The organism is Micromonospora sp. NPDC005206, from assembly GCF_040608175.1.
GTDB lineage: Bacteria > Actinomycetota > Actinomycetes > Mycobacteriales > Micromonosporaceae > Micromonospora.
In genome coordinates this window covers 1-14,475 of the sequence record NZ_JBEXHU010000050.1, presented here as the reverse complement: position 1 = coordinate 14,475, position 14,475 = coordinate 1, and the positions used below count along the sequence as shown (strand labels likewise).

Genomic DNA, 14,475 nt, shown 5'->3' with positions numbered 1-14,475 from the left:
CGCGATCTCACCCGCTCTTCCCGCCTCCACAGAGGCCACTCACCCCGTAGATTCCCAGCTCAGGGCACCCACCGATCGACTACGCAATCGCCCTGCATAACCCCCGAAGGACTTACGAACCCGAGCACTTAGCTTGCTCGGCCTCGCCCACGCGGTCGGCGTTTACGGGGCCGTGCGCGGTTCACGGCTACGAACCGATGTTCGACCGGTCAGCCCTGGTATGGCGGCCGTCCAGGCGGATCGTCCACGGGTCGATCCTGTCGATCCGCAGGTGGGTGCCGCTCCACGGATCCCGGCCGAGTACCGCCCGGACGGCCTCCTCGGACTCGGCCTCCATAGCCAGCACCACGCGTACGTCGTCGAGCGGACCGCCCAGAACGACGATCCCTTCGTCGACTAGCAGGTCCATGTACGACGCGTGCGCGAGCCAGCCGGTCTGTTCTTCCATCGGCCTCGCAAGATCCCAATGCGGGCCGGCGTGCGACAGGCGAACGAGATACATGGCCTCGTCCTACCACGCGGTCGCACACTTTTGTTGTCAGCTGGTCAGCGCAGCGGCCCGTCTGGCGCCACCACTCGCGGCAGTTGAGCATGTCCGAGCCTCGACCATCGACACTAATTACGCGACCACCCCCACCCGGAGACTGCCACGATGATCAGCAAGCGCCGACTGCTCTGGGCCGGCATGCCAGCATCCGCAGGTGCGGCCGTCGAGGAGTTGATTGGTGCTCACGTCATCCGGGCCCAGAGCTGCCCTGGCGGCTTCTCGCCCGGATTCGCGTCCCGGCCTGACCCTGAGCAACGGGCGCCGCGTCTTTGTCAAGGCAATGAACGCCCAGAGGTGGCCCCTGGAGGCCGGCACATACCGGACTGAAGCCCTGGTGGCCGCGGCTCTGCCGGCGCAGGTCCCCGCGCCCCGGTTCCTCAAAACCCTCGATGACGGCCACTGGACGGTCCTCGCGTTCGAGGACATCGACGGTACGACGCCCTCGCAGCCGTAGGACCGCGCCAGCCTCGACCGCCTTGCCGCCGCCGTGGTGCAGCTGACCTAAGCGACGACACTCTCGCCCATCGCGGCGACCATCCACGACTCGGCGGATGGGCTGACCTCGCCCACAACCAGGATGCGCGACACGTCTGTCGGAGCACTCGGCGGCTGATCCGTCCCGGCGAACCATCTCGGCCCCGGGATGCTCTCGCAACCACGCGGCCAGGGTGGCGGCCCTGCAGCCGGGCAGTACGTCGACCCGGCGGTGGGTGACCGCATCGATTAGCAGGGTCGCGTAACGGTGCCCGCGCCGTAGCGCGAAGTCGTCCACGCTCAGCACCGCCGGAACCGGCTCCGAGGGGATCGGCAGTGCCATCAGCAACCGCAGCACCGTGGTGCGCGAGACGCTGACCCCCAACCGGGACAGCACCGCCTCGCCAGCGCGACCAGCCAGCACTACCGCGATGTCCGCGATCAACGCGGTCAACTGCCGGGTACGCCGCGACGCCATCTCGGGCCACTGTTCCCGGAAGGTCCGCCGCGGGCAGCCGTGGGTCTGACATACGCCGCACGCGCAGTTCGACGATCACGCCGCGGCCTGCGATCGGGAAATCGGCCAACCGCCGCAGATGGTAAGCGTGCACCCGCCGTGCTGGCTGCCCGCACTCCGGGCAGGCCGCCGCTTCCGCCATCGTCCGGGCCTGGATGCACACCACCTGACCCTGATCAACTACCTGATCAACCACTATGGAGGATAGGTCGGGACACACCGTCTTGATCAGGTCCGAGACACACCGGCCCCACCCTGCAGTATCACGACCCACCAACCCAAACCACCACACCACGCTTCTTCGTGCCAGAGCCGAAAATTTGACACTCCCGACCATCGGGCCGGGGAGGGGCTCGTGGGCGGGTGTCGGCCTGACGCCGAGGGTCAAGGGCGAAGGTTCAGCGTCCGTGAACCTAGGATGGCGGGGTGATCCGGCTCCGGATGGGTCTGGCTGATGTGGCGAGGATGCGGTTTGCGTTCTCGCCTCTCGCCGAGGTGATTGAGAGCCTGTACCAGTTGTCGTCGGGGCGGGTGTCGCCGCTGCACCAGGGCTGGTTGGAGGCGACGCGGGACGGCCTGCGTGGTCTGGACATGGGGCTGCTGGGCGCGGTTGTGCCTGCGAGCGCGTACGTGGCGGATTTCCTGTTCGTGGCGGCCACCGACGCCGGCACCATCGACGACCAGCTGCGGTTGGTTGCCGAGTCGCCCGTGGCGGGAATCCGTGCCGACCTGGCGGCGGTGTGGGGTCGGGAGCCGATGCCCGCGCCGGCGCGGACGTTGGCTGCCGAAGGGGCGGCTGGTGCTCGGCGGTTGGCCGACGCGCTGTGGCGGTACTGGTCGGTGGCGATCGAGCCGCATTGGCGGGAGCTACGCGCGGTGCTGGAGGATGACGTCGCGTATCGGGCTGGCCGGCTGACCGGCGGTGGTGTCGATGCGCTGTTGTCGAGCTTGCACCCGGAGGTCAGCGTGCGGGGTGAGATCCTGCGGATCGACAAGCCCCGGCACTCGGTGGACCATGACCTGGCCGGTGACGGGCTCGTGCTGGTGCCGTCGGTGTTCGCGTGGCCGAACCTGATGGTGGACAAGGGCCCCGATCGACCCGCGAGCCTCATCTATGCCTGCCGAGGAGTCGGCACGTTGTGGGGAGGCGACTCCCGAGACGCCGACTACGCCGACGACGCGCTGGGTGCGCTGCTGGGTCACAGCCGCGCGGCGATCCTCAGCTGTCTGGCGCTGCCGAAGTCGACCACCGACCTCGCCCGTGAGCTCGGTCAAAGCGCGCCGTCGGTCAGCTTCCACCTGTCGGTGCTGCGCCGCAATGGCTTGGTGACGTCGTGGCGTTCCGGGCGCCGGGTGTTGTACCGGCACACGCCGCTGGCCAGCGGACTGCTCGGGGCTAGTGGTTCGGGGTTCGAGCGGGGCTGTCCGGATCCCGCGTGAGGTACCGACGGCGACGCTGGATTCCAGCGCCATCGAATCGTTGGTGACCTCCCAGGAGGCCTGCGACGGTGAGCGGACGCACGCATTCGACGCGCTACGGTGCCCGGTTGAATCGCAACCGGGCGTTCATCACGACCACCACCGCAAGCGTCGATTGTCGTCGATCATTCGGACCAGGAAGGCAGGAATCGTGCGGAACGAAGACACTTGTGGCCTGACTCGTCGCGGGGCCTTGCGGGCGGCCGTCACGGTCGGCGCCGTCGCAGGCCCGCTCGGGTTGGCGGTAACAAGGACATCGCCGGCGTTTGCCGAGCCCGGGGTGACGTTGCCGGCGGCCACAACGGACGTGACACCGTTCCGGCTGTCGGTGTCGGACGCCACGCTGCGCGATCTGCAGCGGCGGTTGGCGGCGGCCCGGTTGCCGGAGCGGGAAACCGTTCCCGACGGGTCCCAGGGCGTGCCGCTGGAGCGGGTACGCGACCTGGTCGAGCACTGGCGGACGCGGTATGACTGGCGTCAGGTCGAGGCGCGGCTGAACGGGTTCGGCCAGTTCCGCACCCAGATCGACGGGATGGGAATCCATTTTCTGCACGTACGTTCCCGGCACGCCAACGCCGTACCGGTGGTGTTGACCCATGGCTGGCCGGGTTCGGTGGTGGAGTTCCTCGACGTGATCGGGCCGTTGACCGATCCCACGGCGTTCGGCGGGAGCGCCGCGGACGCGTTCCATGTCGTGGTGCCGTCCCTACCGGGCTTCGGATTCTCCGACAAGCCGGCCACGTCCGGGTGGAACATCCAGCGCATCGCGGGAGCCTGGGCGGAGCTCATGTCCCGTCTCGGCTACCGTCGCTGGCTCGCTCAGGGCGGCGACCTGGGCGGCTCCGTGACGCACGAACTCGCCAAGCTCGGGCCCGCCGGACTCGCCGGGATCCACCTCAACTTCTTCCCCGTATTCCAGCCCCCGGTCAGCGACCCGCCCACGGCGCAGGAGCAGGAGGCGCTGGACAAGCTGCAGCGGTTCTTCAACGACGGCGCCGGCTTCATCTACGAGCAGTCCACGCGCCCCCAGACACTGGGGTATGCGTTGACCGACTCCCCGGTGGGGCAGGCGGCGTGGATCTACGAGAAGTTCATGGAGTGGACCGACAGCGACGGCAATCCCGAACGGGTCCTCGGCGTCGACCGGATGCTCGACGACATCATGCTGTACTGGCTGCCCGGCACCGCGGCCTCCTCGGCGCGAATCTATTGGGAGGACGCGCGGGCCGCTGGCACAGCCGACGACTTCAAGGTCCCGGTCGGATTCACGGTCTTTCCCCGCGAGATCATCCCAACTCCGAGAATCTGGGCCGAACGCGTCTACAAGTCCAAGCTCATCTACTTCAACACGGTCCCCCGTGGTGGCCATTTCGCCGCGTTTGAACAACCAGAAATTCTTACCGAGGAGCTGCGGAGGTTCGCTCGCTTGGTCCGTTGACCCTGTGCCGTGCCATAACTGGTCGCACGGGTTGTGAACTGCGGTTTTGTGGCTCTTCGCACCGATGTGTGGGCGGGTTGACCTGCTGAAACGCGCGCACGCCGTTCCCGGTCTAGGGTTTCGGGTCTCTGAGGTCCGAAGTCTGAAGATCGGGAAACGGCGTGCGTCCTGCAAGTCTATGGCAGGGTCTCCTCGGGGTGGGTAAGACCACCGTGGTAGAGCGGGTTGAGCAGGAGGAACACCTCGACGAGGACGGTGCCGAGGTGATGCTGGTCGTGGTGCACGCCAGGCCGTCGAAGGGGGCACGGCGTCGCTGCGGGCGGTGCGGGCGCCGCTGCGTCGGCTATGACGCCGGCCGGGGACGTCGGCGATGGCGGGCGCTGGATCTGGGTCCGGTGCGGGCGGTGATCGAGGCCGACGCGCCGCGGGTGGCCTGCCCCGAGCACGGCATCGTGGTCGCGGCGGTGCCGTGGGCGCGCCACGACGCCCGGCGCATCCAAGGCGAACTCGTCGGGCTCGGCCACCGCGTCGGCGCCGGCACCATCCGCCGCATCCTCGCCCGATCGAGGACCGGCCCTGCCCCGCGTGAGGTCGACACGAGTTGGCGGACGTTCCTGCGCGCTCAGGCGGCCGGGCTGCTGGCGACCGACTTCTTCCACGTCGACACCGTCACGCTGCGACGGCTGTACGTCGTGTTCGTCATGGAGGTTACGACCCGACGGATCCACATCCTCGGCGTCACCGCCCACCCGAGCGCAGCGTGGACCACCCAGCAAGCCCGCAACCTGGTGATGGACCTCGGGGACCGTGTGACACGGTTCCGGTTTCTGATCCACGACCGCGACGCGAAGTTCACCGCGTCTTTCGACGCCGTGTTCGCCGCCGAAGACATCGACGTGGTGAAGACCCCGCCACGCACGCCAAGGGCGAACGCGTTCGCGGAACGCTTCGTGCGCAGCGTCAGAGCGGAGTGCACCGACCGGGTATTGATCTACAACGAACAGCACGCCCGTACCGTGCTACGCGACTATGAGGACCACTTCGACCGGCACCGGCCGCACCAGAGCCTGGATCAGCATCCACCCGACTACGACCCCGGCGTGGTCATCGCGATCGACAAGCCGATCCGGCGACGCCGCGTCCTGGGCGGCGTGATCAACGAGTATCGCCGGGCCGCTTGATCCACCAGGCAAATCCCCAGCCCACAGCCTGAAACACAGTTTTGGCGCGGTACAGGTTCTTCCAACGGGCGCTGCGGGCGCTGAAGGTGACGCCCACCGAGGTGGTCACCGACGCCGCCCCGGTCTACCCCGCCGTCCTCGACGACCTCATCCCCTCAGCCTGGCACCACGTCGAGCGGCACGCCAACAATCCGAGTGAGCCCGACCACAGCCAACTGAAGCACCGGCTGAGACCGATGCGCGGGTTACGAACCGAGCAGACCGCACAAGTGATCATCGCCGGCAACGCCTTCATGCAGAACTTACGACGCGGCCACTACGAACTCACCGTCGAGGTCCCGCGAGCGAAGCGGGTCGCTGCCGCGTTTACCGAGCTGGCCCGCGTGATCTGACCGCAGACCCGAAACGGGCTTGGCATCTCCCTCGATTCCGTAACGCAACAGCACCCATCCGAGCACCTCACCGGGGCAATGGGACCGCCGCCCGCTCGACGGCGGCGAAGGGGCTGACATTGAGCCACCCCTGCAGCGCGCGGCAGGCCGCGGACTCCCCCTTCAGGCTTAGCGATCCGCCTCGCAGCGCCGCCGACCAGCTCATGTCACCCATCCAGATGCGGGTGAGAGTCTCCACCTCGGTCTCCAACCACACGCTGATCGGGAAGCCCGGATCGGTGTCGCAGGCGTCGGCGCCGCCGGACCGGGACAGGACGAGCCACCATCGCTGCTGACCTGCCGGCGCGTCGCGGAAGTAGAGCTGGACCGTCGTGGCCTTCTCCGGCATGCGGGCAGGCTGGGAATCCCTCCGGATGTCGATCATCAGCATCACCGGGTCGAACTCGTCCGGGCGCAGTTCGTGCATCCAGCGCACACCCCACGCGCCCATCTGCTCCAGAAGCGGCCGTAGCTCATCCCCGGCCGGCGTCAGCCGGTAGCGGGGCTCACCGTCGGCCACATGCCGCTGCACGAGACCCGCTCGCTGCAACTCGCGCAGACGCGCCGCGAGCAGCGACGGGGACATTCGAGGAACGCCCCGGGCGATGGTGCTGAACCGGTCCTCGCCCCAGAGCAGCTCGCGGATGACGAGCAGCGTCCAGCGTTCGGCGAGGATCTCGGCGGCCCGAGCCACCGGGCAGTACTGGCTATAGCGCTTCACCGCGCGCACCTTCCTCGCGGCGTGGAGGCCCTCGCCGCTATAGAAAACGTAGCGGGCGAGGGGTCGCCGGTCAGTCAACCTTATGACCGACAGCGACAGACCCGAGGAGGAGTGAGATGTCCGGAAAAGCGGTCATCAGCCTGACAACCGGCTTGGAGGACCCCGAGCGGGTCACCGTGGCGTTCCTGGTGGCGGTCGGTGCGGCCGAGGAGGGCCGGCCGACGCTGATGTTTTTGACCAAGGAGGCGGTTCGGCTCGCGCTAGGCGGCGTCGCCACCGGGGTGGCCTGCACCGGCTGCCCGCCGCTGCCTGACCTGGTGAAGCGGTACCAGGCGGCGGGTGGGAGGTTTTTGGTCTGCCCGATCTGCTTCACCGCGAAGGGGCTCGACGAGGCCCAGCTGATCGATTCGGCCGAGCTCGGCGGCACCGTGCCGATGTGGCGCTGGATCGGCGACGGGGCGACGACGTTCAGCTATTGACCATCAGCTCGCTGGGGTCTGTTGCGTTGCCCGTGTCCAGGGATCGAGGCAGGCTTGACGGGTGCAGCCGTCGAGTCCTCGTCGTCGCTGGTCGCCGCCGAAGGCGGCGTTCACCGGGTTCCGGTTTCCCGCGGAGGTGATCGTCGTCGCGGTCCGCTGGTACCTGCGCTACAACCGGCGCCGTTGCCTTATCGGATGGGCGGACGTGTTGAACCCGGTCGGGTCCGCGGTCAGATCGCTTGGGCGAGTTCGGTGAACGCAGCGGCGACCCGCGTGATCGGCGGGGTGTCGATGGCGAGTTCGTAGTGTCCGCGTCGGAGGTTCTGCATGAATGCGTGCCCGGCGATGATCACCTGCGCTGACTTGTCCGTCCGTAGCCCGCGCATCGATCTCAAACGGTGTTTCAACCGGCTGTGATCAGCCTCGATCGGATTGTTCGCATACCGTTCGACGTGGTGCCTCGCGGATGGGATCAGCTCATCCAGCACGCCGGGGTAGACCGCGGCGGCGTCGGTGACCACCTCTGCGGGTGTCACCTTCAACGTCGACAGCGCCCGGCGGAAGAACCGCCGGGCCGCGCCGGCGTCCCGGCGGTTAGAGACGAGCACGTCGATGACCTGCCCGTACTGGTCGACCGCCCGGTACACGTACCGCCACACACCGTTGACCCTGACGTACGTCTCGTCGACGAACCATCGGTCACCCGGCGAGTGGCGGCAGAATCGGGCGGCGTCGGCGAGCAGCGGCGTGAAGCGTTGCACCCAGCGGTAAACGGTCACGTGGTCGACCTCGATGCCGCGTTCAACCAGCAGTTCCTCGACATCCCGATAGGACAGGTTGAACCGCAGATACCAGCGCACCGCGGCCACGATCACCTCGGGCGGGAACCGGAACCCGGCGAACGCCGACTTCGGCGGCAGCCAGGGGCGAGGACGGGTTGATGGTTTCACCCGTCAAGCCTGCCTCGAACTTGCCAACGCTCAATGCAACGGAGCCGTGCGCGGTCCCCGGCTTGATGTGCCCGGCGGTGGCGTTCGCCGACGATCGGCTGTCGGCGTTCCTGAGAGTGGGCAGGAGGCCGTGGCGGGTGCCGCCGGGTTCGATGAGGTCAGGAAGGCCGTACTCGTGGCCGGGGCCCTTGCCGTCACGGGCGCATGGTGTTGGCAACGTTCGCACCCCGTGCGGATTGATAGCGGGGAGTGGCGAGCAGGAACAGGCGGTCGCGTCGGTGGGCGGCGCCGATATCGGATGCGCGTAGGCATAGCCAGCGTGTGTCGTACCCGAGCGCGGCCAGGTCACCTTCGACGACGTCGAGTCCCCGCCGTAGGAGGGCGGCGACGTTCTCCACGAAGACGAGCGGCGGTCGTAGTACGCGAATGGCGTCGGCGACGCAGGTCCAGAGGCTGGAGTGCTCTCCACTGATGCCAGCGCGTTTCCCGGCGTTGCTGATGTCCTGGCAGGGGAAGCCGGCGGTGAGGACGTCAACCGGTTCGACGCGGGTCCAGTCGAGGGTGCGGATGTCGCCGAGGTTGGGGACATCGGGCCAGTGGTGGGCAAGGACGGTGCGGGCGTGCCGGTCGGTTTCGGCGTACCAGGTGAGCCGGCCGCCGAGCACCAGCTCGACGGCCAGGTCGAGACCGCCGTTTCCGGTGCACAGGGATCCGATGCGCGCCGACGGGTGGTCACTCACGCCACCTCCCCGGAGGGGCGGCCATGGATACGGCGATCGGCACGGACGTGCTACTCATCCGCGCCCTCGTACTGATCAGGCGGGGCCTTGGTGAAGATCAGGACGTCTTCGTGGGTGATCAGGTGCAGTGGGGTACCGACGGCGCGGGACTTGCGCACGGATTGGAGTTGGAAGAACGACGGACGGGCGACGAGCTGCCCGTCGCGGACCGCCGCCAGGAGGGCCACGCACCGTTCGGTCGGCAGCAGGCCCGCGCGGACGCCGGCGGCGATGACGGCCGAGGGCAGGTCGACGAGCTGGCCGTTCTTGCGCCACGGGCGGGCGGTGACCACGACGGTGCCGCCGGGGCGCAGCAGGCTGGCGCAGCCGGTGAGGATCTGCGCGAAGCCGTCGGTGAGGCCGGTGAGGTCGCGGTAGGCGAGATTGCCTTTGTCGGTGCCGTCGTTGTAAGCGTTGTCGAACTTCGCCACTCCGTGGGCACCGGGTCGGACAAGCCCGTGGACGGTGGGCCCGTACGGCGGTGAGGTGACCACGAGGGCGACCTGGCCGGTGAGCGCGGCGGGTAGCAGTGATCGTAGACGAGTGGCGTCGCCACGCAGGACGGAGGCGCGGCCGGTGGCGCCCTGTTGGTGGGCGTGGGTGACGTTGGCATCGGCGATGTCGGACCAGCGGGACTCGTACTCCACCCCGATGGCGTCGCGGCCGGCATGCGCGGCCTCGACGAGGGTGGTGCCGATCCCGCACATCGGGTCAAGGATCAGGTCGCCGGGCTGGGTATAGGCGTGGACGGCGTGGGCGGCGATCGCGGGGAGCATCCGGGCAGGATGCTTGACCGACTCGGCGACGTACCGGCCGCGGCGCTGCACCGGCCCGGTGCGTTGAGCGGTGGCCCACACTGACAGGCCCTCGGGCCCGGCGGATGCCCGGTGGCGTCCGCCGATGTCGCGGTGGCGGCCTCGGTAGGTGTCCTCTGCCGGGTTGGTCGGCTGGCTCGGGTCAGCCGCGGAGGCGTTGTACTCAGCCACGGTGGTCACCCCCGTCGCGGCGCCCGTGTCGTGGTGCGACGCTCGATCCGGTGACGGGGCTGAACACGAGAAGGTCGGCGTGCACCTTGAGGTGCGCCGCCCATTGCTGGTCGGCCTGGTGAGTGAGGGTGAGAAGTTCCTCGTCGGTGAGGTGATAGACGAAACTGTCGCCGTCGGTGTCTGCGGCGACGGCGACGATGTGCTGCAGGTAGCCCAGGCCGACCGACCCGGCGGCGGTGGCCACCCGAGTGAAGTCCTCCGGCCCGGCCGTGGTGGTGGGGACGGTGACGACGAGGACGAGGCAACCGCCGGGGCGTAGCAGCCGCGCGCAGGCGGTCAGCAGCCACGCAAGACGGATCCGGTTGGTGGCATCGGCGGGGTCGAGGGGCCAGCAGGCTACGACCAGGCTGGTTGTTCCTGTCAGGGACGCGCCCTCGCGGGTGAGGGTGTCCCTGTGAAGGCCGGGGTCGGTGAGGTCGTCGCCGAACCAGAGGCCAATGTCCGGCGGGTCGCTGTCGTCGTTGGACGGGGCGGCGGGGGCGGGGCGGGTCGGGGGTCCGATGATCAGGCTGGAGGCGTCGGTGAACCAGCCTGGGTGGTGCTGGCGGCTGCCTGCGGCGCAGACGGCGGCCAGGGCGTGGTCGCCGGTGAGGTCGACGACGATCTCGTGGTGGCGGCTGTAGGCGGAGACGAGCCGGTAGGCCAGCCGAGCGCCGATGCTGCGGTCGGCGTCGGTTTCGGTGCGGGCGGTGCGCCACACGGTGACCGGCACCGGCGGGTCGCCTGCGATCAGGTCGATCAGGGTCGGGTCGACATCGTGCGGGTCGACCGGGTGGATTGGGGGCTGGTGCTGCGGCGTGTGCTCGCTCATGTGGTGTCGGCTCCACGCCACGCCGTGATGCGCTGACACCCTCAAACCGGTCTCTGTCAGCTCCGGCGGACACCCTCCTGCTCTGACAGACGTCTGACAGTGCCGTCGGATGCTCGCCGCGCCCCTGGGTGTCAGGGTTGGGTGAGTCCAGTGGTTCAGAGCAAGTAGCCCTCCCGGGGCGAGGATGGATCTTCCTTCGATGACGATTCCCAGCACAGATATGTCCGTCAGGCACGATGGGGTCATGGCGACGGAAGGACCTCGATCAGACCGGCCACGGCGGCGGTCGTTTCCTGCGGCGGAGAAGCTGCGGCTGCTCGCCGAGTACGAACAAGCCGTGGCCGACGGCGACGGCAACGGGTATCTGCGCCGTAACGGCTTGTACTCGTCGTTGATGAGTGAGTGGCGCCGCGCCCGTGATGCCGGCCTGCTCCAAGGGAAGAAGCCCGGTCAGAGCGTCGGACACCCGAGTGGGGAGCAGGCCGAGATCGCCCGGCTGCGCCGCCAGTTGGAGCTGGCCAACCGCAAGATCGCCCGGACCGAGGCAGCGTTGGACATCATGGGAAAAGTTCTTCGCTGCCCTGTGGGCGGGCCCGTTCCGGGCTGAAAATGGTGGTGGTCGCCCGCCGACGCCGTGTGCGCTTGGTCTTTGAGGCCGTGGAAAAGTCGGGTGTGGGGAGCTGCGCCATGGGCCCTTCAATGTTGCTTCGAGCACGCGGATCAGCTTCGCTTTCGTCTCCAGCAGCTCCTGCGGGCGACCACCCTGGACGTCGGGTGGGAGGAGCGAGCAGGTGTTGGAGTCGAGTCAGGACAACGAGGAGATCATCGAGCGGGTCGCGGCGCTTGATATCGGCAAGGCGGAGTTGGTGTGTTGCGTGCGGGTGCCCGGTCAGGGGCCGGCCGGCCGCCGCCGGCAGGAGGTGTCTACCTACTCCACGATGACGCGGTCGTTGCTGACGATGGCCGACCGGCTCCGGACGCTGGGGGTCACCAGAGTCGTCATGGAAGCGACCTCGGACTACTGGAAGCCCGCGTTCTATCTACTCGAAGCGGCCGGGTTCGACCCGTGGCTGGTCAACGCCAGAGATGTCAAGCATCTACCCGGGCGTCCCAAGACGGATCGGCTGGACGCGGTCTGGCTGTGCAAGGTCGCCGAACGGCAGATGATCCGGCCGAGTTTCGTGCCTCCGGCGCCGATCCGTGAGTTGCGGGACCTGACCCGGTACCGGGTCGACCTCATCGGCGCGCGTACCGCGGAACGCAGCCGGGTCGAGAAGCTGCTGGAAGACGCACAGATCAAGCTGAGCGTGGTGGCCAGCGACATCTTCGGGCTCTCCGGCCGCGACATGATGGCCGCGCTGATCGCCGGACAGCGAGACCCAAAGATCCTGGCGCAGATGGCCCGCAGCCGCCTACGCACGAAGATCACACAGCTGGAAGAGGCGTTCGTCGGGCGTTTCACCGACCACCACGGGTTCCTGCTGGCCAAGATGCTGGCCCGCGTCGACGCGATCACCGCGGACATCGCCGACGTGGACCGGCGCATCGAACAACACATCGCCCCTTTCGCCGATGCCGGGCGGCGTCTGGACGAGATCCCCGGCGTCGGCCCGGCCACCGCCCACGTGATCATCGCCGAAGTCGGCGTCGACATGAGCAGGTTCCCGACCCCCGCTCACCTCGCCTCGTGGGCGCGGTTCGCCCCCGGGGTCAAGGAATCCGCCGGTAAGAGCAAGGGCACCGGCTTCACCGGCCACGGCAATCCCTACCTGGCCCGAGTCCTGGGCGAGGCCGCCGTCGCCGCGGGCAAGACCGACACATTCCTCGGCGAACGCTACCGACGCATCGCCAGACGCCGCGGTAACCGCCGCGCCATCGTCGCCGTCGGCCGATCCATCCTGACCATCGTCTGGCACCTGCTGACCGACCCGACGACCCGGTTCACCGACCTCGGATCAGACTTCTACGACACCCGCGTCAACCCCGAACGCCGCAAACGCAACCACGTCCGACAACTCGAAGCCCTCGGCTACACCGTCACCCTGCTACCCGCTGCCTGACCGACTCCCAGCATGATCCATCCCGGCTCCGCCGGGATGCCGACGCCTGCCCACCCAGGGTTCATTTTCGGATCAGCACACGCGCTCTTGGCCGAGATCTCCGAGAGCGCGGACACCGACACCAAGCCGACCAAGCCCTGACCGACGCCCACACCCAGTTGCTCGCCGCGGCGACGTCGACCCGCAGTGCGGCCCGGTTGACCGGGATCGCCCGCAGCACCGCCCACCGACGCGCCCGCACCCCTGATGGGCGTGCGCCGGCGTCGCGGCCGGCGCCGGTGAACCGACTGTCTGACGCTGAACGCGCTCACGTTTTGGCGGTGCTCGACAGCGACCGGTTCGTCGACACCACCCCGACCGAGGCATTCGCGACGCTGCTCGACGAGGGCGTCTACCTGGCCTCGATCTCCACCCTCTACCGCATCCTGCGCACCAACGATCAGGTCGTCGACCGGCGCCGCCAGGCCCGACACCCCACCCGGGCCCGTCCGGAGCTGACCGCGACCGGGCCGGGGCAGGTGTTCACCTGGGACATCACCAAGCTCCCCGGCCCGGCCAAGGGCGTCTACTACGACGCCTACGTCATGATCGACATCTGGTCGCGATACATCGTCGGGCACCACGTCGCCGCCAGAGAAAGCGCCGAGATCGCCCACGACTTCATCTCCGAGATCATCACCCTGCACGGCGTCCCGCAGGTCGTGCACGCCGACCGCGGCACCTCCATGACCTCCACACGCGTCGCCACACTCCTGGCCGACCTGCGCGTCACCCGCACGCACTCCCGACCCCGGGTCAGCAACGACAACCCGTTCTCCGAAGCCGCGTTCAAGACCGTGAAGTACCACCCCACGTTCCCCGAACGCTTCGGATCCCTGGCCCACGCCCGCGCGTTCTGCGACACGTTCTTCGCCTGGTACAACCATGAACACCACCACGCCGGCATCGGGCTGCACACCCCCGCCGACGTCCACTACGGCCACGCCGCGACCCAACAGAAACAACGCGAACAGGCCCTCGACACCGCCTGGACCGCCCACCCCGAACGCTTCTCCCGCCGGCCCAGACCCAAAGCGCTGCACCTGCCCGACGCCGTCTGGATCAACCCGCCCGAACCGGCAACCGATCAACCACTACCCCAAGCGGCGTAACACCCACTGGTCCCACCGACCTTGACAAGTTCCGTCCGCCTTCACACCCCACCGCATCGAACAGACCATCACCGCGATGACCGACGCCCAGCCACCGAACCAACCACCACCACTCGCCGCAGCGGCCCAGACGATCATCACCGAATGCGATGCCAAGCTAGAGCGCTACCGAGCCGCCCTCGACGCCGGCGCGGACCCCGCAGTAGTGACCGAATGGATCTCACAAACCCAAGCCGAACGCGCCCGCGCCGAAGCAGATCTCCACACCCACTCGAGCAACCGCCCACGCCGCATGAGCCGAACCGAGATCAAAGACCTAGTACTCCAGCCGGGGTTGTTGACCTTGGCTGAGCTGTGGCTCGGTGCGGTGTGGGAACGAGGGCAGCCACCGTCGATCATGGACGGTTGTGT

The 14,475-nt window shown here is 68.3% G+C and carries 14 protein-coding genes and 3 pseudogenes; 10 read left to right on the top strand and 7 right to left on the bottom strand.

The window, feature by feature from the left end:
• Positions 1 to 187: 187 nt before the first annotated feature.
• Entirely contained in the window at positions 188 to 502 is a 315-nt protein-coding gene (locus ABZU69_RS36145; protein ID WP_354968733.1) for a hypothetical protein, read from the bottom strand.
• Positions 503 to 1,560: 1,058 nt separating this feature from the next.
• A pseudogene (locus ABZU69_RS36140) lies at positions 1,561 to 1,680 on the bottom strand (transposase family protein); the annotation flags it as partial.
• 284 nt (positions 1,681 to 1,964) lie between these two features.
• On the opposite strand from ABZU69_RS36140, the gene ABZU69_RS36135 reads away from it, so the two are divergent.
• From ABZU69_RS36135 to ABZU69_RS36115, 5 genes and pseudogenes are all read left to right on the top strand, one after another.
• The gene (locus ABZU69_RS36135) at positions 1,965 to 2,978 is read left to right on the top strand and encodes a DUF5937 family protein (RefSeq protein WP_354968732.1); all 1,014 of its coding nucleotides are present in this window, start codon (positions 1,965 to 1,967) and stop codon (positions 2,976 to 2,978) included.
• Positions 2,979 to 3,168: 190 nt separating this feature from the next.
• A complete protein-coding gene (locus tag ABZU69_RS36130; RefSeq protein ID WP_354968731.1) occupies positions 3,169 to 4,455 on the top strand; it encodes an epoxide hydrolase family protein in 1,287 nt (428 codons plus the stop codon).
• Between the two features lie 161 nt (positions 4,456 to 4,616).
• Positions 4,617 to 4,937, top strand: a pseudogene (locus ABZU69_RS36125) (transposase family protein); the annotation flags it as partial.
• 219 nt (positions 4,938 to 5,156) lie between these two features.
• Entirely contained in the window at positions 5,157 to 5,636 is a 480-nt protein-coding gene (locus tag ABZU69_RS36120) for an integrase core domain-containing protein (RefSeq protein WP_354968737.1), read from the top strand.
• Between the two features lie 41 nt (positions 5,637 to 5,677).
• Positions 5,678 to 6,028, top strand: a complete 351-nt coding sequence (locus ABZU69_RS36115; protein ID WP_354968730.1) for a DDE-type integrase/transposase/recombinase — start codon at positions 5,678 to 5,680, stop codon at positions 6,026 to 6,028.
• A 67-nt stretch (positions 6,029 to 6,095) separates the two neighbouring features.
• Here ABZU69_RS36115 and ABZU69_RS36110 read toward each other — a convergent pair whose 3' ends face one another.
• Positions 6,096 to 6,788, bottom strand: coding sequence for a helix-turn-helix domain-containing protein (locus ABZU69_RS36110; protein WP_354968729.1), 693 nt, complete (start codon positions 6,786 to 6,788; stop codon positions 6,096 to 6,098).
• A 116-nt stretch (positions 6,789 to 6,904) separates the two neighbouring features.
• Between ABZU69_RS36110 and ABZU69_RS36105 the strand changes: the two genes are divergently transcribed.
• Complete coding sequence (locus tag ABZU69_RS36105) at positions 6,905 to 7,267, top strand: DsrE family protein (protein WP_354968728.1); 363 nt, start codon at positions 6,905 to 6,907, stop codon at positions 7,265 to 7,267.
• 230 nt (positions 7,268 to 7,497) lie between these two features.
• On the opposite strand, the gene ABZU69_RS36100 is transcribed toward ABZU69_RS36105, so the two are convergent.
• The 4 genes from ABZU69_RS36100 to ABZU69_RS36085 all read right to left on the bottom strand — a co-directional run bounded on the left by ABZU69_RS36100 (position 7,498) and on the right by ABZU69_RS36085 (position 10,853).
• Positions 7,498 to 8,187, bottom strand: coding sequence for an IS6 family transposase (locus tag ABZU69_RS36100; protein WP_354968736.1), 690 nt, complete (start codon positions 8,185 to 8,187; stop codon positions 7,498 to 7,500).
• Between the two features lie 224 nt (positions 8,188 to 8,411).
• A complete protein-coding gene (locus ABZU69_RS36095) occupies positions 8,412 to 8,957 on the bottom strand; it encodes a DNA cytosine methyltransferase (RefSeq protein ID WP_354968727.1) in 546 nt (181 codons plus the stop codon).
• 50 nt (positions 8,958 to 9,007) lie between these two features.
• Positions 9,008 to 9,898 carry a DNA methyltransferase gene (locus tag ABZU69_RS36090; protein WP_354968735.1) on the bottom strand — a complete coding sequence of 297 codons (891 nt, stop codon included), beginning with the start codon at positions 9,896 to 9,898 and terminating at the stop codon, positions 9,008 to 9,010.
• A 76-nt stretch (positions 9,899 to 9,974) separates the two neighbouring features.
• Positions 9,975 to 10,853 carry a hypothetical protein gene (locus tag ABZU69_RS36085; RefSeq protein WP_354968726.1) on the bottom strand — a complete coding sequence of 293 codons (879 nt, stop codon included), beginning with the start codon at positions 10,851 to 10,853 and terminating at the stop codon, positions 9,975 to 9,977.
• Between the two features lie 244 nt (positions 10,854 to 11,097).
• Between ABZU69_RS36085 and ABZU69_RS36080 the strand changes: the two genes are divergently transcribed.
• The 4 genes and pseudogenes from ABZU69_RS36080 to ABZU69_RS36065 form a co-directional block, all read left to right on the top strand.
• Complete coding sequence (locus ABZU69_RS36080) at positions 11,098 to 11,460, top strand: hypothetical protein (RefSeq protein WP_354968725.1); 363 nt, start codon at positions 11,098 to 11,100, stop codon at positions 11,458 to 11,460.
• A gap of 214 nt (positions 11,461 to 11,674) precedes the next feature.
• A complete protein-coding gene (locus ABZU69_RS36075; RefSeq protein WP_354968734.1) occupies positions 11,675 to 12,913 on the top strand; it encodes an IS110 family transposase in 1,239 nt (412 codons plus the stop codon).
• A gap of 320 nt (positions 12,914 to 13,233) precedes the next feature.
• A complete protein-coding gene (locus tag ABZU69_RS36070) occupies positions 13,234 to 14,064 on the top strand; it encodes a DDE-type integrase/transposase/recombinase (RefSeq protein WP_354968724.1) in 831 nt (276 codons plus the stop codon).
• A gap of 76 nt (positions 14,065 to 14,140) precedes the next feature.
• Positions 14,141 to 14,475: pseudogene (locus ABZU69_RS36065) on the top strand (hypothetical protein); the annotation flags it as partial.

What these genes read in the sequence shown, in the direction of transcription:
- ABZU69_RS36080 (WP_354968725.1), top strand. Translation starts at nt 11,098, where the DNA reads ATGGCGACGGAAGGACCTCGATCAGACCGGCCACGGCGGCGGTCGTTT.
- ABZU69_RS36105 (WP_354968728.1), top strand. Translation starts at nt 6,905, where the DNA reads ATGTCCGGAAAAGCGGTCATCAGCCTGACAACCGGCTTGGAGGACCCC.
- ABZU69_RS36120 (WP_354968737.1), top strand. Translation starts at nt 5,157, where the DNA reads ATGGAGGTTACGACCCGACGGATCCACATCCTCGGCGTCACCGCCCAC.
- ABZU69_RS36145 (WP_354968733.1), bottom strand. Translation starts at nt 502, where the DNA reads ATGTATCTCGTTCGCCTGTCGCACGCCGGCCCGCATTGGGATCTTGCG.
- ABZU69_RS36085 (WP_354968726.1), bottom strand. Translation starts at nt 10,853, where the DNA reads ATGAGCGAGCACACGCCGCAGCACCAGCCCCCAATCCACCCGGTCGAC.